General features: G+C 69.4%; 24 protein-coding genes and 1 riboswitch. Of the genes, 19 read left to right on the top strand and 5 right to left on the bottom strand.

Translation table 11 applies throughout. From position 1 onward, the window contains the following. Nucleotides 1–4: 4 nt before the first annotated feature. From ACSQ4M_RS13750 to ACSQ4M_RS13740, 3 genes are read right to left on the bottom strand one after another with little or no spacing between them, the layout of a single operon-like run. A complete protein-coding gene (locus ACSQ4M_RS13750) occupies nucleotides 5–967 on the bottom strand; it encodes a Bug family tripartite tricarboxylate transporter substrate binding protein (protein WP_436190070.1) in 963 nt (320 codons plus the stop codon). A 24-nt stretch (nucleotides 968–991) separates the two neighbouring features. Then, complete coding sequence (locus ACSQ4M_RS13745) at nucleotides 992–1,969, bottom strand: hydroxymethylglutaryl-CoA lyase (protein WP_436190069.1); 978 nt, start codon at nucleotides 1,967–1,969, stop codon at nucleotides 992–994. Continuing rightward, entirely contained in the window at nucleotides 1,966–3,168 is a 1,203-nt protein-coding gene (locus ACSQ4M_RS13740) for a CaiB/BaiF CoA transferase family protein (RefSeq protein ID WP_436190068.1), read from the bottom strand. The genes ACSQ4M_RS13745 and ACSQ4M_RS13740 overlap by 4 nt, the downstream gene beginning before the upstream one ends. 116 nt (nucleotides 3,169–3,284) lie before the next feature. Between ACSQ4M_RS13740 and ACSQ4M_RS13735 the strand changes: the two genes are divergently transcribed. From ACSQ4M_RS13735 to efp, 3 genes are all read left to right on the top strand, one after another. Then, nucleotides 3,285–4,184 carry a LysR family transcriptional regulator gene (locus ACSQ4M_RS13735; protein ID WP_436190067.1) on the top strand — a complete coding sequence of 300 codons (900 nt, stop codon included), beginning with the start codon at nucleotides 3,285–3,287 and terminating at the stop codon, nucleotides 4,182–4,184. Continuing rightward, on the top strand, nucleotides 4,181–5,212 hold the full coding sequence (gene earP / locus ACSQ4M_RS13730) for an elongation factor P maturation arginine rhamnosyltransferase EarP (RefSeq protein WP_436190066.1): 1,032 nt from the start codon (nucleotides 4,181–4,183) through the stop codon (nucleotides 5,210–5,212). The genes ACSQ4M_RS13735 and earP overlap by 4 nt, the downstream gene beginning before the upstream one ends. Before the next feature lie 121 nt (nucleotides 5,213–5,333). Beyond that, complete coding sequence (efp, locus tag ACSQ4M_RS13725) at nucleotides 5,334–5,888, top strand: elongation factor P (RefSeq protein ID WP_056672682.1); 555 nt, start codon at nucleotides 5,334–5,336, stop codon at nucleotides 5,886–5,888. 86 nt (nucleotides 5,889–5,974) lie between these two features. Here efp and ACSQ4M_RS13720 read toward each other — a convergent pair whose 3' ends face one another. Beyond that, on the bottom strand, nucleotides 5,975–8,725 hold the full coding sequence (locus ACSQ4M_RS13720) for a DUF349 domain-containing protein (protein WP_436190065.1): 2,751 nt from the start codon (nucleotides 8,723–8,725) through the stop codon (nucleotides 5,975–5,977). A gap of 73 nt (nucleotides 8,726–8,798) precedes the next feature. Further along, nucleotides 8,799–12,377 carry a DUF748 domain-containing protein gene (locus tag ACSQ4M_RS13715; protein WP_436190064.1) on the bottom strand — a complete coding sequence of 1,193 codons (3,579 nt, stop codon included), beginning with the start codon at nucleotides 12,375–12,377 and terminating at the stop codon, nucleotides 8,799–8,801. 583 nt (nucleotides 12,378–12,960) lie between these two features. Between ACSQ4M_RS13715 and ACSQ4M_RS13710 the strand changes: the two genes are divergently transcribed. The 16 genes from ACSQ4M_RS13710 (at nucleotide 12,961) to tolQ (ending at nucleotide 26,354) form a co-directional block, all read left to right on the top strand. Beyond that, complete coding sequence (locus ACSQ4M_RS13710; protein WP_436190063.1) at nucleotides 12,961–13,806, top strand: transglycosylase SLT domain-containing protein; 846 nt, start codon at nucleotides 12,961–12,963, stop codon at nucleotides 13,804–13,806. A 34-nt stretch (nucleotides 13,807–13,840) separates the two neighbouring features. Next, a riboswitch (ZMP/ZTP riboswitch) is annotated at nucleotides 13,841–13,996 on the top strand. Nucleotides 13,997–14,030: 34 nt separating this feature from the next. Beyond that, nucleotides 14,031–15,275, top strand: a complete 1,245-nt coding sequence (gene glyA, locus ACSQ4M_RS13705; RefSeq protein ID WP_436190062.1) for a serine hydroxymethyltransferase — start codon at nucleotides 14,031–14,033, stop codon at nucleotides 15,273–15,275. A gap of 25 nt (nucleotides 15,276–15,300) precedes the next feature. Beyond that, nucleotides 15,301–15,750: a transcriptional regulator NrdR gene (nrdR, locus tag ACSQ4M_RS13700; protein ID WP_436190061.1), complete on the top strand. Its 450-nt coding sequence runs from the start codon at nucleotides 15,301–15,303 to the stop codon at nucleotides 15,748–15,750. 106 nt (nucleotides 15,751–15,856) lie between these two features. Continuing rightward, nucleotides 15,857–16,387 carry a GspH/FimT family pseudopilin gene (locus tag ACSQ4M_RS13695; RefSeq protein WP_436190060.1) on the top strand — a complete coding sequence of 177 codons (531 nt, stop codon included), beginning with the start codon at nucleotides 15,857–15,859 and terminating at the stop codon, nucleotides 16,385–16,387. Next, nucleotides 16,381–16,881: a type IV pilus modification protein PilV gene (pilV, locus tag ACSQ4M_RS13690; RefSeq protein WP_436190059.1), complete on the top strand. Its 501-nt coding sequence runs from the start codon at nucleotides 16,381–16,383 to the stop codon at nucleotides 16,879–16,881. Before ACSQ4M_RS13695 ends, pilV begins: the two co-directional genes overlap by 7 nt. Nucleotides 16,882–16,897: 16 nt before the next feature. Beyond that, the gene (locus ACSQ4M_RS13685) at nucleotides 16,898–17,626 is read left to right on the top strand and encodes a PilW family protein (RefSeq protein WP_436190058.1); all 729 of its coding nucleotides are present in this window, start codon (nucleotides 16,898–16,900) and stop codon (nucleotides 17,624–17,626) included. A 7-nt stretch (nucleotides 17,627–17,633) separates the two neighbouring features. Continuing rightward, nucleotides 17,634–18,323, top strand: coding sequence for a pilus assembly PilX family protein (locus tag ACSQ4M_RS13680; RefSeq protein WP_436190057.1), 690 nt, complete (start codon nucleotides 17,634–17,636; stop codon nucleotides 18,321–18,323). Continuing rightward, entirely contained in the window at nucleotides 18,320–20,065 is a 1,746-nt protein-coding gene (locus ACSQ4M_RS13675) for a pilus assembly protein (RefSeq protein WP_436190056.1), read from the top strand. The genes ACSQ4M_RS13680 and ACSQ4M_RS13675 overlap by 4 nt, the downstream gene beginning before the upstream one ends. Before the next feature lie 37 nt (nucleotides 20,066–20,102). Beyond that, nucleotides 20,103–21,200 (top strand): bifunctional diaminohydroxyphosphoribosylaminopyrimidine deaminase/5-amino-6-(5-phosphoribosylamino)uracil reductase RibD, encoded by a 1,098-nt coding sequence (gene ribD / locus ACSQ4M_RS13670; protein WP_436194008.1) that lies wholly within the window; start codon nucleotides 20,103–20,105, stop codon nucleotides 21,198–21,200. 46 nt (nucleotides 21,201–21,246) lie between these two features. Further along, nucleotides 21,247–21,879, top strand: a complete 633-nt coding sequence (locus tag ACSQ4M_RS13665) for a riboflavin synthase (protein WP_436190055.1) — start codon at nucleotides 21,247–21,249, stop codon at nucleotides 21,877–21,879. Then, nucleotides 21,876–23,012 (top strand): bifunctional 3,4-dihydroxy-2-butanone-4-phosphate synthase/GTP cyclohydrolase II, encoded by a 1,137-nt coding sequence (gene ribBA / locus ACSQ4M_RS13660; protein WP_436190054.1) that lies wholly within the window; start codon nucleotides 21,876–21,878, stop codon nucleotides 23,010–23,012. Before ACSQ4M_RS13665 ends, ribBA begins: the two co-directional genes overlap by 4 nt. Next, the gene (gene ribH, locus ACSQ4M_RS13655; protein WP_436190053.1) at nucleotides 23,009–23,488 is read left to right on the top strand and encodes a 6,7-dimethyl-8-ribityllumazine synthase; all 480 of its coding nucleotides are present in this window, start codon (nucleotides 23,009–23,011) and stop codon (nucleotides 23,486–23,488) included. Before ribBA ends, ribH begins: the two co-directional genes overlap by 4 nt. Then, nucleotides 23,485–24,030, top strand: a complete 546-nt coding sequence (gene nusB / locus ACSQ4M_RS13650) for a transcription antitermination factor NusB (protein WP_436190052.1) — start codon at nucleotides 23,485–23,487, stop codon at nucleotides 24,028–24,030. The genes ribH and nusB overlap by 4 nt, the downstream gene beginning before the upstream one ends. Next, complete coding sequence (locus ACSQ4M_RS13645) at nucleotides 24,027–25,211, top strand: pyridoxal phosphate-dependent aminotransferase (protein ID WP_436190051.1); 1,185 nt, start codon at nucleotides 24,027–24,029, stop codon at nucleotides 25,209–25,211. The genes nusB and ACSQ4M_RS13645 overlap by 4 nt, the downstream gene beginning before the upstream one ends. Beyond that, the gene (ybgC, locus tag ACSQ4M_RS13640) at nucleotides 25,208–25,627 is read left to right on the top strand and encodes a tol-pal system-associated acyl-CoA thioesterase (RefSeq protein WP_436190050.1); all 420 of its coding nucleotides are present in this window, start codon (nucleotides 25,208–25,210) and stop codon (nucleotides 25,625–25,627) included. The genes ACSQ4M_RS13645 and ybgC overlap by 4 nt, the downstream gene beginning before the upstream one ends. 34 nt (nucleotides 25,628–25,661) lie before the next feature. Beyond that, nucleotides 25,662–26,354 carry a protein TolQ gene (gene tolQ / locus ACSQ4M_RS13635; protein ID WP_436190049.1) on the top strand — a complete coding sequence of 231 codons (693 nt, stop codon included), beginning with the start codon at nucleotides 25,662–25,664 and terminating at the stop codon, nucleotides 26,352–26,354. Nucleotide 26,355: the final 1 nt, after the last annotated feature.

Below are 26,355 nucleotides of genomic sequence, written 5' to 3'. Positions count from 1 at the left end.
AAAATCAATCCACCTGGGCGCCGGTTTCCTTGACCACGCGCGCCCACTTGGGCAGGTCGGTCTGCACCAGCGCGGCGAGCTGCTGGGCCGAGCCCTTGAACGGCTCGCAGCCCACGCCGGCCAGTTTCTCGACCGTTTCCTTTTGCTCCAGGGCATTGGCCACGGCGGCCTGCAGCCGCGCCACGATGGGCGCGGGCGTGCCGGCCGGCGCGAACATCGCGTACCAGGGCGCCTGGCCGAAGCCCTTGAGCGTCTCGCCGATGGTGGGCACGTCGGGCAGTGCGGCCACGCGCTTCTCGTTGACCACGCCCAGCACCTTGAGCTTGCCGCTCTTCACGAGGCCGATGACCGAGGGCAGGCTCTGCACCGACAGCGGCACCTGCCCACCAGCCACGTCGGCCGCGGCCGCCGCCGAGCCCTTGTAGGGAATGTGCTGTAGCTGGATCCCGGCGGCCTTCTGCAGCATCTCCCCGATCAAATGGTTCAGCGTGCCGTTGCCGGCCGAGGCATAGCTGTACTTGCCCGGCGCGGCCTTGGCCAGTGCGATGAGCTCGGCCACGTTGTTGGCCGGGAAGGACGGGTTGGCCACCAGCGTGTAGCCGGCCGTGGCGATGGGCGCCACGGGCACGAAATCCTTCACCGGGTCGAAGCCGGGGCTCTTGTAAAGCGCCGGGCCGATCACGTGCGCGCTGTCGGCCGTCACCAGCAGCGTGTAGCCGTCGGGCTTGGCGCGCGCGGTGTTGGCCGTGGCCAGCGTGCCGCCGGCACCGGGCTTGTTGTCGACCACCACGCTCTGGTGCAGCTGCTCGGACAGGCGCTGCGCCAGCACGCGCGCGATGGCGTCGTTGGCGCCACCGGCCGCCTGTGGCACGACCAGCGTGATGGGCTTGCTGGGATAGCTGTCTTGCGCCTGGGCGGCCAGCGCGCTGGCAGCCAGGGCCAGCAGCAGGGTGCGGCGAACGATCATGCTCAGTCTCCTCGTTGAATGGATTCAGGCCCGCGCCACAGCGCGGGCACGCGTGGCCTCGAAGTCGGCAGGCACCGGGTGCAGGTCCAGCCGGCGGCCGGCCTTGGCGATCTGGCCCGGCAGCTCGTGGCCGATCAGCGCGGGCAGGCGCCGGGCCGTGGCGACTAGCCCTTCCAGATCGACGCCCGTGTCGTAGCCCATGAGCTGCAGCGCGTGCACGATCTCCTCGCTGCAGACGTTGCCCGAAGCGCCCGGCGCATAGGGGCAGCCGCCCAGCCCCCCCAGCGAGGTGTCGTAGCAGTCCACACCCGCCGCGATGCCGGCCAGCACATTGGCCAGGCCCATGCCGCGCGTGTTGTGGAAGTGCAGCGTGAACAGCACGCCGGGCCAGCGGGCACGCGCGGCGGCTGCCAGCGGCAGCACCTGCGAGGGATAGGCCATACCGGTGGTGTCGCACAGCGTGATGCCGGCTACACCGAGGTCGACGAAGCGCTTCACCCAGCCGAACACGGCCTCCTGCGCCACGTCGCCCTCCATCGGACAGCCGAACACGCAGGACAGCGAGACGTTGACCGGCACGCCCGCGGCCTGCGCCGTGGCGATCACCTGTGCCAGCGCCGCAAAGGACTGCTCCTGCGTCATGCGCAGGTTGGCCAGGTTGTGCGTGGCGCTGGCCGACATGACCAGGTTCAGCTCGTCGGTGCGGGCCTCGATGGCGCGCTCGGCCCCACGCACATTGGGCACCAGCGCGGTGTAGACCACGCCAGGCACGCGCGTGATCTCGCGCATCACGATCTCGGCGTCGCGCAGCGCGGGGATGGCGCTGGGCGAGACGAAGGAAGTGACCTCGATCTTGGACAGGCCGGCCGCCGACAACGCGTTGACCAGCGCGATCTTGTCTTCGGTCGGCACGAAGGCCTGCTCCATCTGCAGGCCGTCGCGCATGCCGACCTCCTGGATGTGGATGCGCCGGCCGGCGCCTTGCCAGATGTCGGTACTCATGCGATCACTCCCTTGGCGCGCAGCAGCGCGATCTGTTCGGCCGTGAGGCCGGCCTCGGCCAGCACCGCATCGGTGTCGTCGCCCAGGCGCGGCGCGCTCGTGCGGATGCGGCCCGGCGTGCCCGAGAGCTTGGGCACGATGCCCGGCACGGTCACGGTGTCGCCATCTCGCGTGGTCTGTTCCAGCAGCATGTCGCGTGCGCGGTAGTGCGGGTCCTCGGCGATGTCGCGCGCGGTGTAGACCTTGCCGGCCGGCACGCGCGCCGCGCCCAGCGCATCCAGCACCTGCTGCACGCTGCACGCCGCGGCCCAGACGCCAATCGCCGCATCGATCTCGGTCACGCGCGCGACGCGGCCCGCGTTGTCGGCCAGGTCGGGCGCCGTGGCCAGGTCGTCACGGCCGATGGCGGCCATCAGGCGCTTGAAGATGCTGTCGCCGTTGCCGGCCACCAGGACCCAGCCATCGCTGCAGGGGTAGGCGTTGCTGGGCGCGATGCCGGGCAGGGCGCTGCCAGCGGCCTCGCGCACGGCACCGAAGGCGCTGTACTCGGGGATCAGGCTTTCCATGCAGTTGAACACGGCCTCGTGCAAGGCCACGTCGATCACCTGGCCCTGGCCGCCGTTGACCTTGCGGTGGTACAGCGCCGTCAGCACGCCGATGGCGCCGTGCAGCGCGGCCAGCGTGTCGCCGATGGAGATGCCGCAGCGCACCGGCACGCGGCCCGGCTCGCCGGTCAGGTGGCGCAGCCCGCCCATGGCCTCGCCGACCACGCCGAAGCCGGGCATGTCGCGGTAGGGCCCGGTCTGGCCGTAGCCCGAGATGCGCAGCATGACCAGGCCCGGATTCAGACGGTGCAGCTCCTCGGGCGACATGCCCCAGCCCTCCAGCGTGCCGGGGCGGAAGTTCTCGATCAGCACGTCGGCCTCGGCGATGAGCCTGCGCGCGATGTCCTGGCCCTCGGCCTGGCGCAGGTCCAGCGCCAGCGAGCGCTTGTTGCGCGACTGCACCTGCCACCAGACCGAGGTGCCGTTCTGCAGCATGCGCCAGTTGCGCAGGGGGTCACCGCCGCCGGGCGCCTCGATCTTGACCACGTCGGCGCCGAACTCCGCAAGCGTCTTGCCGCAGAACGGGCCGGCGATCAGCTGTCCCATCTCGACCACGCGCACGCCGGCCAGGGCCAGCGGCTTGTCTGTCTCCATCGTCTCGTCTCCTGCATTGCGAACGGCGCGCATCATGCGCCAGGCCGCTGCCAGCGCAAAACCCCGATGCGCGAAGCTGCCATCGCAATCCGGCATGGCGGCTACGATCGCGGCCCATGAAGCTGGATCCGCTCTCCCTGCGCCTGTTCGTCGCCGTGATGGAAGAGAACGCCATCGCGCGCGCCGCCGCGCGCGAGCACATCGCGCCTTCGGCCGCGAGCCGGCGCCTGGCGGAGCTGGAGCAGCAGCTGCGCGTGGAGCTGTTCGCGCGCAGCAACCGCGGCATGCAGCCGACCGACGCGGCCTGGGCGCTGCTGAACCTCGCACGCGGCGTGCTGCACGACCTGGACGGCATCGCGCTGCAGATGCGCGAGTACGGCAGCGGCCTGCGCGGCCAGGTGCGGCTGGTGGCCAACATCTCGGCCATCACGCAGTTCCTGCCGGGCGAACTGCAGCGCTTCATGGCCAAACACCCGGGCGTGCAGGTGCAGCTGCAGGAGCAGATCAGCAGCGCCATCGCGCGCAGCGTGGCCGAGAACGCGGCCGACCTGGGCATCCTGAACGAGGGCCACTACGGCGCCCACCTGCGGCTGTTGCCCTACCGCGAGGACGAGCTCGTGCTGGCTCTACCGGCCGGCCACGTGCTGGCGCGGCGCAAGCAGGTGCGGCTGGCCGAGGTGCTGCCCTATGAACTGGTCTCCACGCACCCGGGCAGCGCGATCCACCACCAGCTGCAGCGCGCGGCCGCCGACGCCGGCCTGCCGCTCAGGCTGCGCATGCAGGTCTCGGGCTACGACGCGCTGTGCCTGATGGTGGCGTCCGGCATGGGCCTGGGCGTGCTGCCGCGCGGCAGTGCGCAGATCTACAAGAGCGCGCTGTCGATCCGGCTCGTGGCGCTGGACGAGCCCTGGGCCCGGCGCCGGCTGATGCTGTGCCTGCGCGCCGACGAGCAGCCCGGCGGTGCGGCGCGGCTGCTGGTCGAGCACCTGCAGGCCGATGCGGGGGTGGCCGCATGACCTGGGACATCCTGTGCCGCGTGGTGGACAACCACGGCGACCTGGGCGTGTGCTGGCGGCTCGCGGCCGATCTGGCGCTGCGGGGCGAGCAGGTCCGCCTGTGGTGCGACGACGCCAGCGCACTGGCCTGGATGGCGCCGCAGGGGCAGGCGGGCGTGCAGGTCCATCCCTGGCCGGAAGCGGCTCCGCCCGGTGGCCTGGGCGAGGTCGTCGTCGAGGCCTTCGGCTGCGAGCCGCCGGCGGCCTGGCTCCAGGCCTTTGGCCAGGCGGAGCCACCTCCGGTCTGGATCAACCTGGAATACCTCTCGGCCGAGGCCTATGTGGCGCGCTGCCACGCCCTGCCCTCGCCGCTGATGACCGGCCCAGCCACGGGCCGCACGCGTTGGTTCTACTACCCGGGATTCACGCCCAACACGGGCGGGCTGCTGCGCGAACCCGACCTGCTGCAGCGCCAGGCCGCATTCGACAGGACCGACTGGCGCCGCCAGCAGGGCCTGGCGGACGGCGGCCTGGCCGTCTCGCTGTTCTGCTATGAGCCACCGGCCCTGCCGGCGCTGCTGCAGCGCGTGGCCGAGGCCAGCGCCCAGCTGCTCATCACGCCGGGGCGCGCAACGGCCGCGGTGCGCGCTTTGCACCTCCCACCCGGCCTGCGCCTGCACTGGCTGGCGCCCCGGCCCCAGCCGGAATTCGACGCGCTGCTCTGGGCCTGCGACCTCAATTGCGTGCGGGGCGAGGATTCGCTGGTGCGCGCGCTGTGGGCCGGCCAGCCCCTGGTCTGGCAGATCTACCCGCAGCATGATGGTGCCCACCACGAGAAGCTGGAAGCCTTCCTGGACTGGCTGCAGGCCCCGCCCTCGCTGCGCACTTTCCATGCCGCCTGGAATGGGTTGGCCGCTCCCGACCTGCCCCCGCTGACGCCTGCACTGCTGGATGAATGGCGCACCTGCGTGCAATCCGCACGCAAAAGCCTGCTCGCGCAGACGGACCTCGTCAGCCAGCTGCGCCACTTCGTTGCCGAAAGGCGATAAAATCGCGGGCTTTGCGAAATTTCCCAAAGAAATCTCGCAACCTTGACGCAGCCCGCAGAGTACAGGGTTGCGCCCCGGCACCCTAACGGGGCCGGGCAACCAACCTCTCCGCAGAACGCTTATGAAGATCGCTCAAGAAATCCGCGCCGGCAACGTGATCATGCACGGCAAGGACCCCATGGTCGTGCTGAAGACCGAATACAGCCGCGGCGGCCGCAACTCCGCCACCGTGCGCATGAAGCTCAAGAGCCTGATCGCCAACTTCGGCACCGAAGTGGTGTTCAAGGCCGACGACAAGATGGACCAGATCGTGCTGGACAAGAAGGACTGCACCTACTCCTACTTTGCCGACCCGATGTATGTCTGCATGGACTCCGAGTACAACCAGTACGAAGTCGAAGCCGAGAACATGGGCGACGCACTGAACTACCTGGAAGACGGCATGGAGCTGGAAGTGGTGTTCTACGACGGCAAGGCCATCTCGGTCGAACTGCCGACCAGCGTCGAGCGCGAAATCACCTGGACCGAGCCGGCCGTCAAGGGCGACACCTCGGGCAAGGTGCTCAAGCCGGCCAAGATCGCCACCGGCTTCGAAGTGCCGGTGCCGCTGTTCGTGGCGCAAGGCGACCGCATCGAAATCGACACCCGCACGGGCGAATACCGCAAGCGCGTCTGAGCGAGCGGCTTCCCCACAAAAAAAAGCGCCCTCGGGCGCTTTTTTGTTGCCCGCGCCATGGTGGCGCGGGATCTGGTAAGCACCGATCAGCGCTTGAGCAGCACCTTCAGCACGTTCTGCACCCGCCTGGCGGTGCCCGCGTCGTAGGGGCTGGCCAGCACCTTGGCGGTGTCCTGCGCCCAGGTCTGGGCCGGCGACGGGTCGTTGCGGCGCGTCAGCAATTGCAGCTGCAGCATGCGGCGTGCGCTGATCTGCTCGGCCGGCGTCGGCGCCTCGGCAGCGATCTCCAGGCGCAGCAGCGCTTCGGCAGCCGCCTTGTCATCGCCGGCAGGCGCAGCAATGCTCTGCACCCACTGGCCGCGCACCGCCGAATTGACGCCGCCGCCCAATTCCTGCGCGCTAGGCACCTGCTCGGCCGCGCGCTTCTCCCAGGCACCCAGCAGATTGGTCAGCACTTCGCCGTGGGCCTGGGCCGCCAGCTTGCGCAGCGCGGCCTGGGCGTGTTCGGTCGCCTCGCGCTGGGCGCGGAAAGCGGCATCGCCCAGGCGCGGCCCGCGGTCTGCCATGGGCGGGCGGTCGCCGAAGCGGCCACCGTCGCGGCCGTCGCGGCGCGGCTCGAAGCGGTTGTCACCGGGGCGTGCAGGGCCGCGGTCCCGGTCGCCGAAGCGTGCGCCGCCGCGGGCCGGCGCAGGTTGGGCTTTCTGCATGCCGGGGCGGTCATCGCCGCGCATGGCCACCACGGGCTTGCGTACGGGAACCGGGGCGGGCGCAGGCGCAGGCGCAGGCGCCGGTGCTTCGGCGGCGGCTTCGCCTTCGGGCACTGCGTCGGTCGGCGCATCGGCCAGCGTGGCGGTTGCGTCTGCAGGCGCTTCGGCAGCCGCGGGAGCGGCCAATGGCGCGGCCGCCGCCGCAGCGGCAGCGGCCTGGCCACGCGTGGCAGCCTCCAGCGCGGCCAGCGCGCTGCGGATCTTCTGTGCGTCACCGCTCGCGTTGGCGGCTTCCACCGCACGGGCCGCATCCAGCACGGCACGGTCGACCTGGCTCATGGCACCGGCGGCCTTCTCGCGCTCTTCGGTCTTGCGCTGGAAGGCTTCGTCGATCGGCTTGCGGAAGGCATCCCATAGCTTCTGCTCGAACTTGCGCTCCAGCGGAATGGTCTGCGCTTCGGACTGCCAGCGCTGCTGCAGCGCCTTGACGGCATCGATGCGCAGCATGGGGGCCGCGCCCAGGACCTTGGCTTCCTCGATCAAGGCACGGCGACGGTCGATGCTGGCCTGCTGCGCCTGTTCCAGCGGCGCCGCAGCAGCCTGGATGGCTTCCTTCCACTGGTTCTGCAGGTCGGCAAAGGCCTTCTCGCCCAGATGGCCGGCTTCGCGCCAGCGGTTGTCGAACTGGTGCAGGGAACGGCCCAGCAGCTTCCAGTCGGTGGATGTGGCATGTTCGGCGGCCCAGGCCTTCAGTTCTTCCAGCAACGCCAGGCGCTGGGCCTTGTGCTCGGCGGCTTCGGTCTTGCGCTTGTCCAGCCATTCTTCGACGACCTTGTGGGCAGCGTTGCAGGCCTCGTCGAAGCGCTTCCACAGTGCGTGGTTGGCGGGGCCACCCTGGTCGGTCTGCTTCCACTGCTCGCGCATCTGGCGCAGCGTGTCCTGCATCTTGCGGCCGCCCAGCGCATGGCCTTCGGGCCGCTTGAGCAGGCCTTCGGCCTTGATCACGAGTTCTTCGCGCAGCTGGTCGGCGCGCCAGCGCTGCCAGCCTTCGAGTTCACCGGCCGAGACCAGCGCAGTGTGGACTTCGGCTTCGAGCTTGTCGCCGACATGGCGGCCATGGTCCTTGAGCACGGCACGCAGCGCGGTCGCGGCGGCGCTGCTGGCCTTGCCATGGCCTTCGGCCACTTCCTGCTGCAGCTTGGCCAGGGCTTCGCTCACGCGCGCCTCGGCTTGCTCACGCTGGGCCGGATCGACGGCGGGGCGCGCCGGCTTGGGCGCCGCAGCCGGGGTAGCCACGGGTTCGGGCACTTCGCCACGCGCTAGGCGCAGCGCATCGGCCCAGACGCGCACGGGCGGCAGCGGCGCATCGGCGTTTTCCGAAGCCAGGCGGGCCTGCTCCAGCGAAGCCTGGAAGGCATCCCAGACCACCAGCAGCTGGGCCTTGGAGGCGTCGAGCAGCGGCGGGAACTTGCCGTCCACGCTGGCCCAGTTGGTGTCTTGCGCCAGCGTGTCGGCCTGTTGCTGCCAGGCGGCGACGTCGGTGCGCAGGGCCTCCAGCGCGGCCTGTGCGTCCTGCCAGGGCTTGGTCGACAGCACTTCGATGCGCTGGGCCAGCAGCACGGCGGCCTCACGCTGCACCTGCACGCGGTGCTGCAGGTCCTCGATGCCGCGCACGCGCTCGGACAGCTTCGTCCTGAGCGCGGAAAGGGGCTCCTTGGACAGCGGTGCGCCGGCCTTGGCCGCGTCGCGCTGCCAGGCCATGGCGTCGGCGATGTTCAGGCGCGGCAACTCCAACAGCGCCTGGGCCTTGGCGGCCCATTCCGATGCGAGGGCTTCCTGGCCACGCGCGCGCTTGATCTCGTCGAGCTTCTCGCGCAGTGGCTTGGCAGCACCGCGGTCGCGCACGCTGAGTTCCTGGAACACCTGCTGGATCAGCTCGGCGTCCGGGTTGCCGGCCAGCCAGTCGCGGATGCGCGCGGTGCGCTCGCCCGAGGTCGGCGCGGTGAAGGCGCCACCGGTCAGGGCGTCCAGCGCCTGGGAATCATGGGATTTGGAAGGAGTCGTTGTCACCACGGGTGTTCTGCGAAAAGAAGCGGCCGCCTCGGCAAATCGGGCGGCCGCAGGATCCATGAGGGGCGCACCGGTCGGCGCGCCAAGCCCGCTATTTTCGCTGCTTTTGCGCCGGTACCGCTGCGCGGTGGTTTCAGGGCGTGGCCAGCTCCAGTTCCGCGCGCGGCGCCCAGCCGGTTTCGGACGCCACGGTGCGCGGCGCGCCGAGGAACAGGCGCTCCAGCGGAACCTGCTGCGCGGCCAGGTAGTCGCGCACGGCCACGCTGCGCTGCACGGCCAGGTTGCGCACGGATTCGTCGGAGACCTGCATGTCGGCCAGCAGCAGGGCCTCCATCTCGGGCACAGGCAATTCCTTGGCCACGCCGAGCGCATTGCGCGGCTTGTCGGCCAGCTCGGCGCGGGCGTAGAGCGACTTCAACAGGGCCGGGTATTCCTCTGCGCTGACCACGGTCGGCGGGGCGCCGCCCCCCTGCGCAGGCAGCGGCTGGCCCGTGGCCACGACTTCGCGGCGCTTTTCGGCCTGCACCAGGCGCCCGAGCCGTGCGCGCTTCAAGGCCTCGCGCTCGGCCTCGGGGCTGGCCGTGCCGATCACGGAAAGCTTGAGGCCCGGCCGGTCGGTCAATGCACGGGCGACCTTGTCGAGCCGCTGTTCGGCGTCCTTGTCGAGCGTGGCGAGGCCAGGCGCGAAGTCCACCTTGCCGAGCTCCTCTCCGCCACCGCCAAAGGCGCTGGCCAGCAGGCTGAACGGCGCGGTCACGGCCTTGAGGATCAGGTTGCCGAGGATCTTCAGGATCACCGGTCCGATGCTGAACTGCGGGTCGTTGAGCGAGCCCTGGATCGGCAGATTCAGGTCGATCACGCCATTACGATCGGCCAGCAGGGCCGTGGCCAGGCGCACGGGCAGGCTGGCCGGCGCGCCCGGCACCGGGTCGCCGAAGGTCAGCTGGTTCAGCACCAGGCTGTTGCTGGCCGTGAGCTGGCCGTTGGGCAGCACCTCGTAGTGCAGATCCACGCTGAGCTTGCCGCGCTGGATGCCGTGGCCGGCGTACTTGACGGAATACGGCGACAGCGGCGGCAGTTCCAGATCGCGCACCTTGGCACGGATGTCCAGCGCCAGCGGCTTGGCCAGCGGGTTGAGTTTGCCGTCGATCTCCAGCGAGGCCGTACCTTCGGCCCGGCCGCGCAGCGTGAGGTCGGCCATGGCCGGCTGGCCTCCAGCGACGCCGGCCGAATCGAAGGCGCTCAGACGGCCTTGCAGCTCTGTGAGGTTGGCCGTGTAGTTGGGCTTGACGAAGCGGTCGGAAAACAGCACGCGGCCGCCCTGCACCTGGATCGGCCCGAAGCGGATGTTCGGTGCCGGGGCGGGCGGAGCGGCAGCGGCCGTGGCCTCAGCGGGCGCGGCCTTGACCAGGTCCTGCAGGTTGATGCGGCCGGTCTCGTCGACGATCACGCGCGCGTAGAAATCACTGAGCGCCGTTGCGTCCACGGCCAGAGCGAGCGCCGCGCCGGGCGCCATCTCGAGTGCCAGGCCGCGCAGGCGCAGCGTGTTCCAGGTCAGCAGGTCGCGCCCGGTGGTGGCTTGCGCGGTGTCGGCAGTGCCCTGCTGGGCGCGCAGGTCGTCGATGCCCAGGTCACCCGCCACGCGCAATGCCGGACCGCCGCTCAGGGCCGCATACCGCAGGCTGCCCTTGAAACTGGTGTCGGCGCGCTGCACCCGCACGTTGAGCGCCTCCCCGAAGTAAGGCTCCAAGGCGTGCAGTGGCAGTGCCTGCAGGTCAAGGTCGGCCTGCAAGACCATCGGTTCCAGCGCCAGCTGGCCGCGCAGCGAAAGCCTGCCCGGCGTCGTCTTGCCGGCGGCGATGGCGGCCGACAATTCCACGGGCACCAGGCGCGCGCGCTGGTCGAGTTGCAAAGGGCCGGCCCGCAGCTTGAGCGCAGAGACGGCGAGCGCGACCGGCCTCGCCGTGGACTGGTCGGCATAGCCCAGGACACCTTCGTCGACTTCCACGGAGCGCAGACCGACGCGCCAGGGCGCGCCTGCCGGCGCGGGCGTCGGTGCAGGCTCGGCGCGCGCAGGCACCAGCCAGTCCTCGAACATCCAGCGCCCCTTGGCATCGCGCGCCAGCGCCAGGCGGGGCCGCTCCACCTGCACGCGGCCCACGTCCACGGACCGGTTGGCCAGATCGACGCGGGCGTCGCGCACTTCCAGCTTGCGGATGTCGGTGGGCTCGGCTGTGGCCAGCGCGAGCTGTGCGACGCTGAGCTGCTCGGCGTTGAGCACCAGGCCGCCCTCGGCCTTCCAGGCCAGTGCCAGCCGCGCCGACAGCTCGCCCTTGAGGCGCGGCTTGACCACGGCGGCCAGGTAGGGTGCGCCCAGTTCCAGCGGGGCCTTGTCCAGCGTGGCATGCAGGTCGGCCGCCTGGTCGGTCGCGCTGCCCTCGAAGGCCAGAGCTGCCACGCCGCCGATCCGGGCGGAGCCCTGCAAGCGCATGGGCTGGGTGAAGGGATAGGCCAGCTCCTGCAGCGCCAGCGTCAACTGGTCCATCGAGAGTTCTGCTGGCGGCCCGCCGGGCACTGCCAGTTGGTCGTGCCAGGCGATGCGCCCGCCCTGCAGCACGGCCTTGTCCAGCACCACCGACCAGGCCGGCGCAGGGACGGCCGGCTCGGCGGCTGGCGCAGGCTCTGCCGTCGCTGGCGCAGCAGGCAACAGGTTCAGCCGGCCAGCGCCGTCACGCTCCACCCGCAACTGCGGCCCGTCGATCTCGAGCGAGGCCAGCCGGAGCACGCGCTGCAGCGGGCGCAACTCGGCCACGTCCAGCGCGATGCGCTCGACCCGCAGCAATTCGCCACCGCCAGCGTCCTGCAGTTGCAGGCCATGCAGGCCCAGTTGGCCCTTGACGACCACGGAGGCGTTCGATGTCTGCTCGAAATCCAGGGCCAGATCGGCCTCCAGCACACCGCCCTGCAACTTGACCGGCAGCCCCTTCGGCCAGTAGGGCAGGTAGGGCTGCACATCGAAACCACGGATGGCGAAGTGCGCCGCCGTTTTGCGCGAATCCAGGAACGGCGTGCTCTGGGCGGAAGAGTCGAAGGTGCTTCCGTTGAGCGTGAACGCCAGCCGGGGCTGGGTCTGGACTTCGCGGTCGGCCTGCAGGTTGCTCAGGAAGGGCAGGCCCAGCTGGAGCCCACGCAGGCAGTGCTGGCGGCCGACCACGTCATCCTGGAATTCGACGGCCCCGTCCGTCAGCGCCAGGTTGTAGAGCGCGAACCTCGGCGGCTCGCCCGGCGGCTTGTCCGAGGGCGCCGACAGGCGCGCCAGAACGTCGTCGATGTCGTAGTGCCCCGGCGACTGCTGGCGCAGTTGCAGCCGCGGCTGGCTCACTTCCAGCGCATCGAGCACCGGTGCCAGGCGCCAGAGCGAGGCCAGCGCCGCATTGACGTAGATCTGGCCGATGTGCAGCTGGTCGCCTGCGCCGTCCTGGGTGCGCACGGCCAGATCCTGCAGCGTGAGTTCCAGGCTCCAGGGGCGGAACTCCACCTTGCCGATCTGCACATTGCGGCCCAGCACCTCGCCGATGGCACGCTCGGCCTGGGGCTTGAGCAGCCACGGCACCCACAGCATGCCGGCGCTCCAGAAAAACGCCAAGACAAGGAGAGTCAGGGCCAGGCGTTGCAGCCAGAGGGGAAGACGGGAGCGAAGCGCTGCGAACATGCCGGCATCCTACTGCGCCGGCCCCAACAAGAAAGCCCGGCGCCAGGAAGATCCTGGACGCCGGACCGGGCAGCGGACTCATCGTCTTTCGCCGCCGTTTTCGCAGGCTGGAGGTCAATGTCCTGCCATGCGGTGGAGGCAAGGTATTGCCTCCAAGGGGTGACCGGGGCTGCAACCCTTGGCACGAATGCCGCAGAACTGCTCCTACCGGTGGAATGCTCGCTGTCAGGCAAGCGCCTTCACTCTAGTCGCCACCACAAGCTCTGGCAAAGCCGGTATTTCAATGACAAAAGTGTTCGCCATTGATGCGCTTGTGTTGACACAAACTGCCTAGCCCGCCCACTTTTAAAATTCCCATAGAGAATAAAGAATAGAATTGATATTCTTGACTTGTTATTAAAGCCACTTCTAGAATCCGCCAGCCCCAACAGGGGACCCTGGGGTTTTCCCGTAGTGCCACGAGGCCAAGAGTCGCATCCTTCTGCAGGAACACCGCGATTCCGGACATGGACCCCATCCGATCGACAAGCCCTTCCGCCACAGCCCCGCGCCGTGGCGGCGGGCTTCTGAGAGAAGGAAGGCTATGGAGCTTTTACAGAACATCGGGCAAGGGCTGAGGACGTTCGCGTCCGACGTCGCCCAAGGGTTCTTCGAGATCACCCACAACGGCTTCGCCCTGCTGGGCTTGGTCGTGGTGGTGTGTGCCGGTACCGCATTGGCGCGGCCCGACCTGCGTCAGTCCGCGGAAGTGGAGTTGATGGGCTGGCTGCAGGAGCGCCACATCGCCACCACCGAAGCCGCCTGGCAACCGTCCGAGCCCGGCGCGATCGAGCGCGCCACCGCCACCAACCCGGCCGAGCTGCCCAAGCAGCAGGCCGCCGTGGCGTTCTGGCTCAGCAAGAAGTACCGCGTCGCGCCCGAGCCGCTCGGCGCGCTGGTGGCAGAAGCCTACGATGTGGGCCGCCAGACCAAGCTCGATCCGACCCTGATCCTGGCCATCATGGCGGTCGAGTCCGGCTTCAACCCGTTTGCGCAAAGCACCGTGGGTGCCCAGGGCCTGATGCAGGTCATGACGCGCGTGCACACCGCCAAGTACGACCGCTTCGGCGGCACGCTGGCGGCGTTCGACCCGGTCACCAACCTCAAGGTCGGCGTCAAGGTGCTGCAGGAGTGCATTGCCCGCGCCGGCTCCATCGAGGGCGGCCTGCGCCACTACGTGGGCGATGGCCTCGGTGAACAAGGCCAGAACTATGCGCTCAAGGTGCTGGCCGAACACGCCCGGCTGTTTCAGGTGGCCACCGGCCGCACGCTGCCACCGCCCGAGCCGCGCGTGATTCCGGCAGCCGCACCGGCCGAAGAACCGCAGCTTGCCCCCGTGCAAACCAAGGCCGACGACACGCTGCTGTCGCTGTCTCAGAGCGCTTCCTGACGCGGGCAGCCGGGCCGGTGGCTCGGCTACACTAGCGCCCGTACGCAACTGGCGATAGGCAGCGGTCAAGCGCAGACCGCATGCTGACGTGGAACCGCCGGACTTTCATAAGCTCCTCGACAACCACTGGGAAGCGTACCGCAGGATCCTTGTGATCCCCCGCGTTCAGCCGTTCGCCTGGGCAGCCCTTGTACTGATACAAGGCCATACCTCTGAGGACTGCCATGTACGACCGCAACATCCTGATCGAACAAACCGACCCCGAGCTGTACGCCGCCATCCTGGCCGAGAACCGCCGCCAGGAAGACCACATCGAGCTGATCGCCAGCGAGAACTACGCCTCGCCCGCCGTCATGGCCGCACAGGGCTCGCAGCTGACCAACAAGTACGCCGAGGGCTACCCCGGCCGCCGCTACTACGGTGGCTGTGAGTACGTGGACGTGGCCGAGCAACTGGCCATCGAGCGCGTCAAGCAACTGTTCGGCGCAGACGCCGCCAACGTGCAGCCGCACTGCGGCGCCTCGGCCAACCAAGCCGTGTTCCTGGCCTTCCTCAAGCCCGGCGACACCATCATGGGCATGAGCCTGGCCGAAGGCGGCCACCTGACCCACGGCATGGCGCTGAACATGAGCGGCAAGTGGTTCAACGTGGTGAGCTACGGCCTCAACGCCAAGGAAGAGATCGACTACGACGCGATGGAGCGTCGCGCGCACGAAACCAAGCCCAAGCTGATCATCGCTGGCGCCTCGGCCTACAGCCTGCACATCGATTTCGCGCGCTTCGCCAAGGTGGCGCGCGATGTCGGCGCGATCTTCATGGTCGACATGGCGCACTACGCCGGCCTGATCGCTGCAGGCGTCTACCCCAACCCGGTTCCGCATGCCGATGTGGTGACCTCCACCACGCACAAGAGCCTGCGCGGCCCGCGCGGCGGCATCATCCTCATGAAGGCCGAGCACGAGAAGGCCATCAACAGCGCCGTGTTTCCGGGCCTGCAGGGCGGTCCGCTGATGCACGTGATCGCGGCCAAGGCCGTGGCTTTCAAGGAAGCGCTGACGCCCGGATTCAAGGGCTACCAGCAGCGCGTGCTCGACAACGCCCGCGTGGTGGCCGAGACGCTGACGGCGCGTGGACTGCGCATCGTCAGCGGCGGCACGCAAAGCCATGTGATGCTGGTCGACCTGCGCGCCAAGGGCATCACCGGCAAGGAAGCCGAGGCCGTGCTGGGCGCCGCCCACATGACCATCAACAAGAACGCCATCCCGAACGACCCGGAAAAGCCGATGGTCACGAGCGGCGTGCGCGTCGGCACCCCGGCCATGACCACGCGCGGCTTCGGTACGGAAGAAGCCCATGCCACGGCACACCTGATCGCCGACGTGCTCGACAACCCGCGCGACGAAGCCAACCTGGCCCAGGTGCGCGCCAAGGTCGCTGCGCTGACCCAGCGTTTCCCGGTCTACCGCTGATCGGGCGGGCGAGCGCAAGTCCGCTGTGCGGTGCCCCTTCTGCGGCCATACCGAAACCCAGGTCGCCGAGACCCGGGTTTCGGAAGACGGCGACTTCATCCGTCGGCGCAGACGTTGCGCCGGCTGCGACAAGCGATTCACAACCTATGAGCGCGCCGAAGTCAGCTTCCCGGCCGTGGTCAAGAAGGATGGCCGGCGCACCGAGTACTCACCGGCCAAGCTGCGCTCTTCCTTCGCGCTGGCGCTGCGCAAGCGACCCGTCAGCACAGAGCAGATGGACGCGGCGATCGAGCACGTCGAAGAGAAATTGCTGAACCTGGGCGTGCGCGAAATTCCATCGCAGTCCATCGGCGAACTCGTCATGCGCGAGTTGAAAAAGCTCGACAAGGTGGCTTACGTGCGCTTTGCCAGCGTCTACCGCAGCTTCGCCGACATCGAGGAGTTCAAGACACTCGTCGACGAGGTCAAACGCTGAAAAATTCGGCAAATCGTATGCAGAAGGACTTGCCGTGAACTTCTCATCTTTTTTGTAAGCAATTGAATCCTTAGACTGCCTCCTGCCAAAGCGCTGAGAGGTCGTCATGAGGTTCTTCCGTTTGAGGGTTGGCGCGCACAGCGCCGTTGCAGGCGTGACCTTGGTCGAGACCATGGTCTGTCTGCTGATCGTTGGTGTGCTGGTCTCGCTGGCCGGGCCTGCGTGGCGCGACCTTTTGCTGCGCCAGCGCGTCGCCACGGTGCGCACCGAACTGACCAGCGCAATGCAGTTGGCACGCTGGGAGGCAGTGCGACGCAACGCCCCGATCGCACTGCAGCGGCGGATCGACTGCGGTGCGCTGCTGGCCACCGTACACGACTGGGGCTGCGGTTGGGATGTGCAAGCGGCACTACCGGGCGAAGCACGGACACTGCAGCGCTTCGTTCCGCCACCCGGCCTGCGATTGACGCACCCAGGCGGCGGACCCGCGATGGAGTTCAGCCGAAGCGGCGTGCCTGTGCTGGTTGCCCACAAGTTCGTCATCTCTCCAGCAGCAGAAGTCACACCGATGACCACCGTCTTGTGCGTCAACCGCACAGGGCGTGTGCGCACCGTCACGGGGGTAGCCACATGCTGAACCTCAACCATCGCACGCACCAGACCGGTATCACCTTGCTGGAATCGCTGGTGGCCATGCTCGTGCTGTCGACCGGCATCGGTGCGCTGGCCTGGACCCAGGCGCGGCACCTGAGCGACGGCCGCGACACCGCCGCACGCAGCATGGCGCTTCTCCTGACCGAGGATCTCGCAGACCGCATGCTCTTCAACCGCAACGCAGCAGCAAGCGGTAGCTACCAGCTGGCTTGGGGCGAGCGTCCGGCGTCGGCGGATTGCCGCAGTGCGCCCTGCCTGGGTAGCGCATTGGCACGCGCCGACTTGTCTGCATGGCGCGATGCCTTGGCGCAAGCGCTTCCTGGCAGCGACGCCCATGTGTTCGCCGTGGGCGGGAGCGGTCGACAGATGGGAATCGCGATCTCCTGGCGTTCAACCGGCGCCAGCGCCTTGGCGCCGGCGACAAGCCTCGATTGCCCTGTGCAGAGCAACTGCCATGTCACCTACGTCCCATTCTGAACGGCAAGGCGGCCGTATGCTGCTGGAACTCGTCGTGGCGCTCGCAGTGGGGATGGGTGTCGTGCTGACGGCCATGGGAACGCTGGCATTCGTGCAGGCCAGCGCCGCCGTCCACGGCGATGCGCTCCGAGTGCAGCAGCGCGCGGACATCGCGTTGCGCGCCATCGGACTGCAACTGCGCCAAGCCGGCGCCGTCGACCTGGCGGAGAACACCGACGGCAGCGTGCGTTTCAGTACCGCGTTCGACGGCTATGCGACCGGTGGCTACGCCGTGCAGGGCGAGAATGGCCGCGCGGGCGCACCCGACGCGTTGAGCGCCAGCTACCAAGACAACGGCGAGGCACACGATTGCCTTGGCAATCGCCCTGACGCCGCGGCCCAAGGCATCCGCATTGACAGCCGCTTTTTCGTGGCCAACGGCAGCCTGCGCTGCCTTGGGGCGCAGGCGGCCAGCGGCAGCCAGGTCATCGTGGACGGTGTGGAGGACTTCCAGGTGCTCTATGGGATCCGCTCGGCCGGCTCCGGTGGCGACCAGTTCCGGTTCGTCGACGCCGACGACATGGCCGGCCGGTGGGCCGACGTGGCTGTCGTCCAAGTCTGCCTGCAGCTGCGCAGCGAAGGCCCGCACCCACAGGCAACAGGCGTGCGCAACTGTCAGGGCGTGGACCAGGCCGCAGATGGCCGGCTGCACCGCGTGGCCTACGCCACGTTCAGCCTGCGCAACCTCCATTCCACCGGCCAGTGAGATCAGCATGCAAGAACGTGGCATCGCCCTGCTGAGCGTGATGGTGGCCCTGGTGCTTGCCGGTCTGGCGGTGCTGGCCAGCGCCCGCGCCGGATTGCTGCACGAGATGGTGGCTGGGCACCAGTCCGACCGCCTGCGCGCGCAGGCCATGGCCGAGGCCTTGCTGTTGGACGCCGAGGCCGACATCCTCGGACGTCGTGGCGATGCGCCCTGCCACCCCAGCCCTGTGGAGCCGCAGCGCACTGCAAGCGGCTTCATCGGCTGCCGCGAACGCGGCACGGCATCGGTCGCCACGGCCCCCTACTTTCCGCAAGACACCGACGAGTTCGACGAGGTGCGCGCTCTGCTCCAGGTCGGCGCGGCGGTGCCCTGCCGCGATGGCATCTGCGTGCCCAGCAGCCTGCAAGCCTTGGCCCGCACCGGCCCCCTGCCACAACCGCTCGGAGCTCATCTTGGGCAGTTCACCCTGGCGAGCGATGGCGCGGCGCCGGAACCCAGTGTGCGCGGCTGGTACTGGGTCGAGATTTTCCTGTTCCGCGGCGCAGGCCCCACACCGGCCAGCCTGCAGCACGCCTTGCCGGACCCGGCGCGCCCCTTCGTCTACCGTATCACCGCACTGGCAGAAGGCCGCAAGCCTGGTACGCAGGTGGTGCTCAGGAGCCTGTTCGTGCCCTATCCCAGGAGCCAGTTGCAATGAAACCGTTGACCCTGCGCGCCTGTGCTGCCTTGCTCAGCGTACTCGCGACCAACGCCACCGCCGAGCCGCAGCCCAGCACGGTCGCCGCCGCCTCGGGCAGCCAGATGCAAAGCCAGCAGCGCTTCGTCGGCTGGTACGACGACGCCACCGGCGATGTGCAAGCCCTGGACAGCCCTGCGGCAAGCCATCCGCGCTGGAGCGCTGCCCGGCAGCTGCAAGGCCTGGGCGCTGCATCGCGCGTCCTGGCCAGCGCGGGCGTGGAGCGCGGCAGCGCAGCCTGGGCCGCATTGGTCGCGCAGTATGGCAACACGCCCCTGGGCGCGGTACGCAACGCCAACCTGTGGTTCATCGCGGGGCGTGGCGGCGCGCTGGCGCGCCCCACCATGGTCTATGCCGGCGCTACCGACGGCATGCTGCACGGGTTCGCCGCCGACGATGGAAGCGAATTGCTGGCCTATGTGCCGCGCCGGCTGCAGCGTCGGTCCGGCACAGCGGCGGTCGATGGTCCGCTGTTCGGCGGCGAAGCCCCGGTCGGCGCGCAGGCCGCGCCGCGCAGCCTGCTCGTCGCCGGTCTCGGCATGGGCGGGCCGGGCTACGTGGTGCTGGATGTGGGCGCGCCCGACCGCTTCGCTTCGGCCAGCGAGGCCGATCTCGTCGTCGCCGACACCACCGATGGCACCGATGCCGACATCGGCCAGCTGCACGCCCCACCCGTGCTCGACGACGCGAACGCCAACCATGCGCGCCACATCGTGCAGATGGCCAACGGCCGCTGGGCACTCGTGATCGGCAACGGCTATTTCAGCCGCGCGGGCCGGCCGGCCCTGCTCGTGCAGTACCTCGACCAAGGCCGCGAGCTGCTGCGCCTGTCGCCCTGCATGGCCGGGGCGCCGTGCACCTATGCGGACGGCAACGGTCTGGCGATGCCGAGACTGCTCGACACCGACGGCGATGGCCGCGTGGACCTAGCTTATGCCGGCGATCTGCAGGGGCGCTTGTGGCGCTTCGACCTGGGCGGTTCCGAAAGCGGCTGGCGCGCCAGCCGCCTCTTCACCGCCTGCGACGCACAAGGCCGCCGCCAGCCCATCACCACGGCGCCGTATGCGCAGCCGCATCCCCAGGGTGGATGGATGCTGGCATTCGGCACCGGCCGCCACCTGCTGGACCAAGACAGTCCCATCACCAACCCGCAGTCGCTGTACGGCCTGCATGACCGCGGCCCGTCCGACCCGCTGCAGCCCGACGAAGCCGCCTGCCGGCGCCCCGACACGCTGAGCGCGTTGGCCTACGGCGAGGCCAGCATCTCGCAAGGCACGGACTACCACCGCATCCAGAGCCTGGCGCAACCCGAGGGCGCTGTACGGTCGCGCGGATGGTGGATCGATCTCCCGCACCCCGGCCAGCGCGTACTGCACAACCCGCAGCTGCTCGAAGGCTACAAGCTGCTGGTGCGCAGCGTGGCGCCCTTCGGCGGCACCGGGCCGCGCAACGCGGGGCGCAGTTGGGTGTCGGTGCTGAACCTGTTGACCGGCATGCCGCCGGCCCAGCCGCCCTTCGTGCTGGCCGACACCAGTCTGCAGGCGCAGCCGCTGGCCATGGCCAGCGCGCCGGCCGGCCCGGCGTTGCTGTCGCGCCGCCCTGGCCACCGCGACGCCTTGCTGCGCTCCGCCTCCGGCCAGCAAATGGCGCTGCGCACCAGCGCGACCGTGGGCGCGCGGGCCGGCTGGCGCGAGCAGCCCTGAGCGATCCCCGACAATCCGGGGCGTGACCCCCGATTTCATGCCCGAGGCAATGGCGCTGGCCGAACAGGCGCTGACCCTGTCCAATCCCAACCCACGCGTCGGCTGTGTGCTTAGCGACGCCCACGGCCGCGTGCTCGGGCGTGGCTTCACGCAGCAGGCCGGTGGGCCGCATGCGGAAGTCATGGCGCTGCGCGATGCCCAGGCGCAAGGCCATTCGGTGGTCGGCGCCACAGCCTGGGTCACGCTGGAACCCTGCGCCCACCATGGCCGCACCGGCCCCTGCTGCGATGCGCTGATCGCCGCCGGCGTGGCCCGCGTCGTCGCGGCCTGCGAAGACCCCAACCCCAAGGTGGCCGGCCAGGGCCTGGCTCGCCTCGTGGCGGCCGGCGTCGCAGTCGAGTGCGGGCCGGGTGCCGCCGCTTCGCGCGCGCTCAACATCGGCTTCTTCAGCCGCATGGTCCGCGGCCAGCCCTGGGTGCGCATGAAGATCGCCGCCTCGCTGGACGGCCGCACGGCGCTGGACGATGGCCGCAGCCAGTGGATCACCGACACGCCCGCCCGCACCGACGGCCATGCGTGGCGCGCGCGTGCATGTGCCGTGCTGACCGGCATCGGCACCGTCCTGCAAGACGATCCCCAGCTCGACGTGCGCCTGGTGCCCAGCACGCGCCAGCCACACCTGGTGCTGGTCGACAGCCGGCTGCAACTGCCGCTGACGGCCAAGCTGTTCGGTCCCGAGCGCCAGCTGCTCATCTACACCGCCAGCGACGATGCGGCCAAGGCCGATGCGCTGCGTGCGCGCGGCGCCACTGTCACCGTCGTACCCGGCCCGACACCGCAGACCGCGGCCAAGGTCGACCTGGCCGCCCTGCTGCGCGATCTGGCCGTGCACGAGGTCAACGAAGTCCACGTGGAGGCCGGCACCCAGCTCAACGGCTCGCTGCTGCGCGAGGGGCTGGTGGACGAGTTGCTGGTTTACCTCGCCCCCAAGCTGATCGGCCAGGGCATGGGCATGGCGCGCCTGGGTCCGCTGGACGACCTGGCCCAAGCCCAGGCGCTGGAATGGGGCGCCGTGGAACGCGTCGGCGCCGACCTGCGCATCCTCGCCCGCGTCCCCGGCCGCGACCGGTTCTGACCCCACGCGCCCGGCGCTGGCGCAAAGCCTGCGAAAATGCGCGGCTATGTTCACGGGAATCATCACCGGAGTGGGGCGCATCGCCGCTGTCCACGACCTCGGCAGCTCCTCCAGCTACGGCAAGCGGCTCGTCATCGAGACGCCGACCGGCTACCTCGACGACGTGGGCCTGGGCGACAGCATCGCGCTCAACGGCGCCTGCATGACGGTCACGACGCTGGACGCCCCCGCGCTGCGCTTCACCGTCGACGTCTCGGCCGAATCGCTGGCCCGCACCGCGGGCCTGGCCGACACCGGCCGCGTCAACCTCGAGAAGGCGCTGCGCGCGCACGACCGGCTCGGCGGTCACATCGTCTCGGGCCATGTCGACGGCCTGGGCCATGTGCAGCGCTTCGAGCAGGTCGGCGAAAGCTGGGCGCTGGACATCCTGGCGCCCACCGAACTGGCCCGCTACATGGCCTACAAGGGCTCTGTCACGGTCCAGGGCGTCAGCCTGACGGTCAATGCCGTCGAGGATGTGGCCGGCGGCTGCGTGATCCGCATCAACCTGATCCCGCACACTGTGGAGCACACGACCCTGGGCGACCTGCGCCAGGGCTCGCCCGTGAACCTGGAGATCGACACCATCGCCCGCTACGTGGAACGCATGCTGCGGCTGGACAAGGACAACAACGCATGACATCCCTCTCCCCAGCCCCGATCTCCCCGGTGGCGGACATCGTGGCCGAGCTGCGCTCCGGCCGCATGGTCATCCTCGTGGACGAGGAAGACCGCGAGAACGAAGGCGACCTGGTGCTGGCCGCCGACCACGTGACACCCGAGGCCATCAACTTCATGGCCCGCCATGCGCGCGGCCTGATCTGCCTGACGCTGTCGCGCGCGCTCTGCGAACGCCTGCGCCTGCCGCCCATGGTGGCGCGCAACGGCGCCAAGCACTCCACGGCCTTCACCGTCTCGATCGAGGCCGCCGAGGGCGTGACCACCGGCATCTCCGCTGCCGACCGGTCGCGCACCGTGCAGGCCGCCGTGGCGCCGAACGCGCGCGCCGAAGACCTGGTGCAGCCCGGCCACATCTTCCCGCTACAGGCGGTGGACGGCGGTGTGCTCATGCGCGCCGGCCACACCGAAGCCGGCTGCGACCTCTCCGTCATGGCCGGCTGCAGCCCGGCGTCCGTGATCTGCGAGGTCATGAACGAGGACGGCACCATGGCCCGCTTGCCGGACCTGCAGCTGTTCGCCGCCCAGCATGGCCTGAAGATCGGCACCATCGCCGACCTGATCGAGTACCGCAGCCGCACCGAATCGCTCGTCGAGCGCGTGGGCACCCGCGAGATCCAGACCGCGTACGGCCCGTTCACCGCCCACGCCTACCAGGACAAGCCCAGCGCCAGCGTGCACCTGGCTTTGGTCAAGGGCAGCTGGAGCCCGGAAACCAGCGTGGCCGTGCGTGTGCACGAGCCGCTGTCCGCGCTCGACCTGCTCGAAGTCGACCGCTCCATGCACTCCTGGACGCTGCCGTCCAGCCTGGAGCACATCGCGCGCGAAGGCGCCGGCGTGGCCGTGCTGCTCAACTGCGGCGAAAGCGCGGCCGAGCTGCTGGCCCAGTTCGAAGGCACGGCCCGCGCCGCCCAGGCGCCCGAACGCGGCCGCATGGACCTGCGCACCTACGGTGTGGGCGCGCAGATCCTGCGCGACTGCGGCGTGCACCGCATGCGTCTGATGGGCAACCCGCGCCGCATGCCCAGCATGACGGGCTACGGCCTGGAAAGCACGGGTTACCTCACGCCCGGCCAAGACAAGGAAGAACAATGAAGGGTGCCAACCAGGGCGAACTCGCCGGCAACGATCCCCGCCTGGATGGCCGCGGCCTGTCCATCGGCATCGTGCAGGCCCGTTTCAACGCCGACATCACCGACGCGCTGGCCAACGCCTGCAAGCAGGAACTGGCCGCCCTGGGCGTCGCTGCCGAACAGATCCGCCACGAGACCGTTCCCGGCGCGCTGGAAGTGCCGACCGCGCTGCAGGCCATGGCCGCCTCGCGCCGCTACGACGCCCTGGTCGCGCTGGGCTGCATCGTGCGTGGCGAGACCTACCACTTCGAGCTGGTGGCCAACGAATCGGGCGCCAGCGTGAGCCGCATCGCACTGGACCACAGCATCCCGATCGCCAACGCGATCCTGACCACCGAAAACATGGAGCAGGCCGTGGCCCGCCAGACCGACAAAGGCCGCGACGCGGCCCGCGTGGCGGTCGAGATGGCACGCCTGCTCGAACAACTGCGCCCATGACCGAATCCCAAGACGACAGCGCCCCCGAGACCCCTCAGGGCCACCAGACCCGCACCGGCCGCACCGCCACCGGCGCGCGCAAGGCCGCGGCCAAGAACGCACGCAGCCGCGCACGCGAGTTCGCGCTGCAGGCGCTGTACCAGCACGTGGTGAGCGGCAACGACGCGGCGGCCATCGACGTCTTCACGCGCGACCTGTCGGGCTTCCACAAGGCCGATGCCGTGCACTACGACGCCCTGCTGCACGGCTGCATCGCCGAGGCGGGCCAGATGGATGCACTGATGGAGCCGCTGCTGGACCGCACCATGGAGCGCATCTCGCCGATCGAGCATGTGATCCTGTGGATCGGCATCTACGAGATGCGCCACTGCCCGGACGTGCCCTGGCGCGTGGTGCTCAACGAGTGCATCGAGCTGGCCAAGGAATTCGGCGGCACCGACGGCCACAAGTACGTCAACGGCATCCTGAACGGCCTGTCGCCGCAGCTGCGCGCCACCGAGGTCGAGGCCGACCGCGGCAAGAAGAAGCCGTCAAGCGCATGAGAATCTCGCGCCGGGCCCAGGCCATCGAACCCTTCTACGTGATGGAGGTGGCCAAAGAGGCCGCCGCGCTCGCACGCGAGGTGGCCGGCGGTTCACAGCCCATGGTGTTCCTGAACATCGGCGAGCCCGACTTCACCGCGCCGCCGCTGGTCCAGGAAGCCGCCGCCCGCGCCGTGCGCGATGGCCGCACGCAGTACACCCAGGCCACCGGCCTGCCCGAGCTGCGCGAGCGCATCAGCGCCTGGTATGCCGAGCGCCTGGGCGTGCAGGTTCCGGCGCACCGCATCGTGGTCACGGCCGGTGCCTCGGCCGCGCTGCAACTGGCCTGCCTCGCGCTGATCGAGGCCGGCGATGAAGTGCTGATGCCGGACCCGAGCTATCCCTGCAACCGGCATTTCGTCAGCGCCGCCGAAGGCCGCGCCGTGCTGCTGCCGACGACGGCGGCCGAGCGCTTCCAGCTCAGCGCCGACAAGGTCGCCGCGGCCTGGAACGCGCAGACGCGCGGCGTGCTGCTGGCCTCGCCGTCCAACCCGACCGGCACCTCGATCGCGCCCGACGAACTGGCCCGCATCCACGCCCAGGTCCAGGCGCGTGGCGGCATCACGCTCGTCGACGAGATCTACCTGGGCCTGTCCTACGACCCGGCCTTCGGCCGCAGCGCGCTGGGGCTGGGCGAGGACGTGGTCAGCATCAACAGCTTCTCCAAGTACTTCAACATGACGGGCTGGCGGCTGGGCTGGCTGGTCGTGCCCGATGCGCTGGTGCCAGTCATCGAGCGCATCGCGCAGAACCTGTTCATCTGCGCCAGCACCGTGGCCCAGCATGCCGCGCTGGCCTGCTTCGAGGCCGAGAGCATCGCCTTGTACGAGCAGCGCCGCGCCGAATTCCGCGCGCGGCGCGACTACTTCGTGCCGGCACTCGACGCGCTGGGCCTGAAGGTGCCCATCATGCCCGACGGCGCCTTCTACGCCTGGGCCGATTGCACCCAGGCCTGCGAGCGCCTGGGCGTGCAGGGCAGCTGGGACCTCACGTTCGCCCTGATGCGCCAGGCCCACCTGGCCGTGACGCCGGGCCGCGATTTCGGCCAGGCCGACACCGGCCGCTTCATCCGCTTCTCCACCGCCAGTTCCATGGCCCACCTGCAGGAAGCCGTGGCGCGCCTGCGCACCCTGCTCGCATGACGGCCGATGTCTTCCACTTCCCGGTGCGCGTGTACTGGGAAGACACCGATGCCGGCGGCATCGTGTTCTACGTGAACTACCTGAAGTTTTTCGAACGTGCCCGCACCGAATGGCTGCGCGCGCGCGGCATCGGCCAGCGCGCGCTCAAGGACGCCAGCGGCGGCATGTTCGTCGTCAGCGCGACCGAGGTGCGCTACCTGCAGCCCGCGCGGCTGGACGACGAACTGTTGGTCACCGTGCGCGTGGAACGTTTCGGCGCCGCCTCGCTCCTACTGGCCCAGCAGGTGCTGGCAGGGCCGGAGCCCGGTGGGCCCGTTCTTTGCGAGGGAAGCATCCGCATCGGCTGGGTCCAGGCCGACACGCTGCGCCCTGCGAGAATCCCGCCCTCCGTTTTGAACGTGCTCGAACATCCATGACGCCTACCTTGCGCCCTTCCGTCCGGAGTCCCCGATGAACCAGGACATGTCCATCCTGCACCTGGTGCTCAACGCCAGCTTCGTCGTCCAGTTCGTGATGGCGCTGCTGGTTTGCGTCTCCATCGCGAGCTGGGCGGCGATCTTCCGCAAGCTGTTCGCGCTCAAGAAGGTGCACGCGCTCAACGAGGAGTTCGAGCGCGATTTCTGGTCCGGCAGCAACCTCAACGAACTGCACGCGGCAGCCACGCAGAACGCCAAGAGCGCCGGCCCCATGGAACGCATCTTCGCCAGCGGCATGCGCGAGTACCAGAAGCTGCGCGAGCGCCGCATCTCCGACGCCGGCACGCTGATGGACGGCGCGCGCCGCGCCATGCGTGCCAGCTTCCAGCGCGAGATGGACGTGATCGAGACCAACCTCTCGTTCATGGCCTCGGTCGGCTCGGTCTCGCCCTACGTCGGCCTGTTCGGCACGGTCTGGGGCATCATGCACGCCTTCACCGGCCTGGCCAGCATGCAGCAGGTCACGCTGGCCACCGTGGCGCCCGGCATCGCCGAAGCGCTGGTGGCCACGGCCATCGGCCTGTTCGCCGCAATCCCGGCTGTGGTGGCCTACAACCGCTTCGCGCGCGACATCGACCGCACCGCGATCCGCCTGGAAACCTTCATCGAAGAGTTCTGCAACATCCTGCAGCGCAACGTGGCGACGCAGTCGCCTTCGGGCCACTGAG

Source organism: Pseudorhodoferax sp. LjRoot39 (genome assembly GCF_964253035.1).
GTDB lineage: Bacteria > Pseudomonadota > Gammaproteobacteria > Burkholderiales > Burkholderiaceae_C > Pseudorhodoferax.
This window is presented reverse-complemented; position numbering and strand designations above follow the sequence as displayed.

Coding starts and splice junctions, on each gene's coding strand:
- ACSQ4M_RS13750 (WP_436190070.1), bottom strand. CDS start 967: ATGATCGTTCGCCGCACCCTGCTGCTGGCCCTGGCTGCCAGCGCGCTG.
- ACSQ4M_RS13745 (WP_436190069.1), bottom strand. CDS start 1,969: ATGAGTACCGACATCTGGCAAGGCGCCGGCCGGCGCATCCACATCCAG.
- ACSQ4M_RS13740 (WP_436190068.1), bottom strand. CDS start 3,168: ATGGAGACAGACAAGCCGCTGGCCCTGGCCGGCGTGCGCGTGGTCGAG.
- ACSQ4M_RS13735 (WP_436190067.1), top strand. CDS start 3,285: ATGAAGCTGGATCCGCTCTCCCTGCGCCTGTTCGTCGCCGTGATGGAA.
- earP (WP_436190066.1), top strand. CDS start 4,181: ATGACCTGGGACATCCTGTGCCGCGTGGTGGACAACCACGGCGACCTG.
- efp (WP_056672682.1), top strand. CDS start 5,334: ATGAAGATCGCTCAAGAAATCCGCGCCGGCAACGTGATCATGCACGGC.
- ACSQ4M_RS13720 (WP_436190065.1), bottom strand. CDS start 8,725: ATGGATCCTGCGGCCGCCCGATTTGCCGAGGCGGCCGCTTCTTTTCGC.
- ACSQ4M_RS13715 (WP_436190064.1), bottom strand. CDS start 12,377: ATGTTCGCAGCGCTTCGCTCCCGTCTTCCCCTCTGGCTGCAACGCCTG.
- ACSQ4M_RS13710 (WP_436190063.1), top strand. CDS start 12,961: ATGGAGCTTTTACAGAACATCGGGCAAGGGCTGAGGACGTTCGCGTCC.
- glyA (WP_436190062.1), top strand. CDS start 14,031: ATGTACGACCGCAACATCCTGATCGAACAAACCGACCCCGAGCTGTAC.
- ACSQ4M_RS13695 (WP_436190060.1), top strand. CDS start 15,857: ATGAGGTTCTTCCGTTTGAGGGTTGGCGCGCACAGCGCCGTTGCAGGC.
- pilV (WP_436190059.1), top strand. CDS start 16,381: ATGCTGAACCTCAACCATCGCACGCACCAGACCGGTATCACCTTGCTG.
- ACSQ4M_RS13685 (WP_436190058.1), top strand. CDS start 16,898: ATGCTGCTGGAACTCGTCGTGGCGCTCGCAGTGGGGATGGGTGTCGTG.
- ACSQ4M_RS13680 (WP_436190057.1), top strand. CDS start 17,634: ATGCAAGAACGTGGCATCGCCCTGCTGAGCGTGATGGTGGCCCTGGTG.
- ACSQ4M_RS13675 (WP_436190056.1), top strand. CDS start 18,320: ATGAAACCGTTGACCCTGCGCGCCTGTGCTGCCTTGCTCAGCGTACTC.
- ribD (WP_436194008.1), top strand. CDS start 20,103: ATGCCCGAGGCAATGGCGCTGGCCGAACAGGCGCTGACCCTGTCCAAT.
- ACSQ4M_RS13665 (WP_436190055.1), top strand. CDS start 21,247: ATGTTCACGGGAATCATCACCGGAGTGGGGCGCATCGCCGCTGTCCAC.
- ribBA (WP_436190054.1), top strand. CDS start 21,876: ATGACATCCCTCTCCCCAGCCCCGATCTCCCCGGTGGCGGACATCGTG.
- ribH (WP_436190053.1), top strand. CDS start 23,009: ATGAAGGGTGCCAACCAGGGCGAACTCGCCGGCAACGATCCCCGCCTG.
- nusB (WP_436190052.1), top strand. CDS start 23,485: ATGACCGAATCCCAAGACGACAGCGCCCCCGAGACCCCTCAGGGCCAC.
- ACSQ4M_RS13645 (WP_436190051.1), top strand. CDS start 24,027: ATGAGAATCTCGCGCCGGGCCCAGGCCATCGAACCCTTCTACGTGATG.
- ybgC (WP_436190050.1), top strand. CDS start 25,208: ATGACGGCCGATGTCTTCCACTTCCCGGTGCGCGTGTACTGGGAAGAC.
- tolQ (WP_436190049.1), top strand. CDS start 25,662: ATGAACCAGGACATGTCCATCCTGCACCTGGTGCTCAACGCCAGCTTC.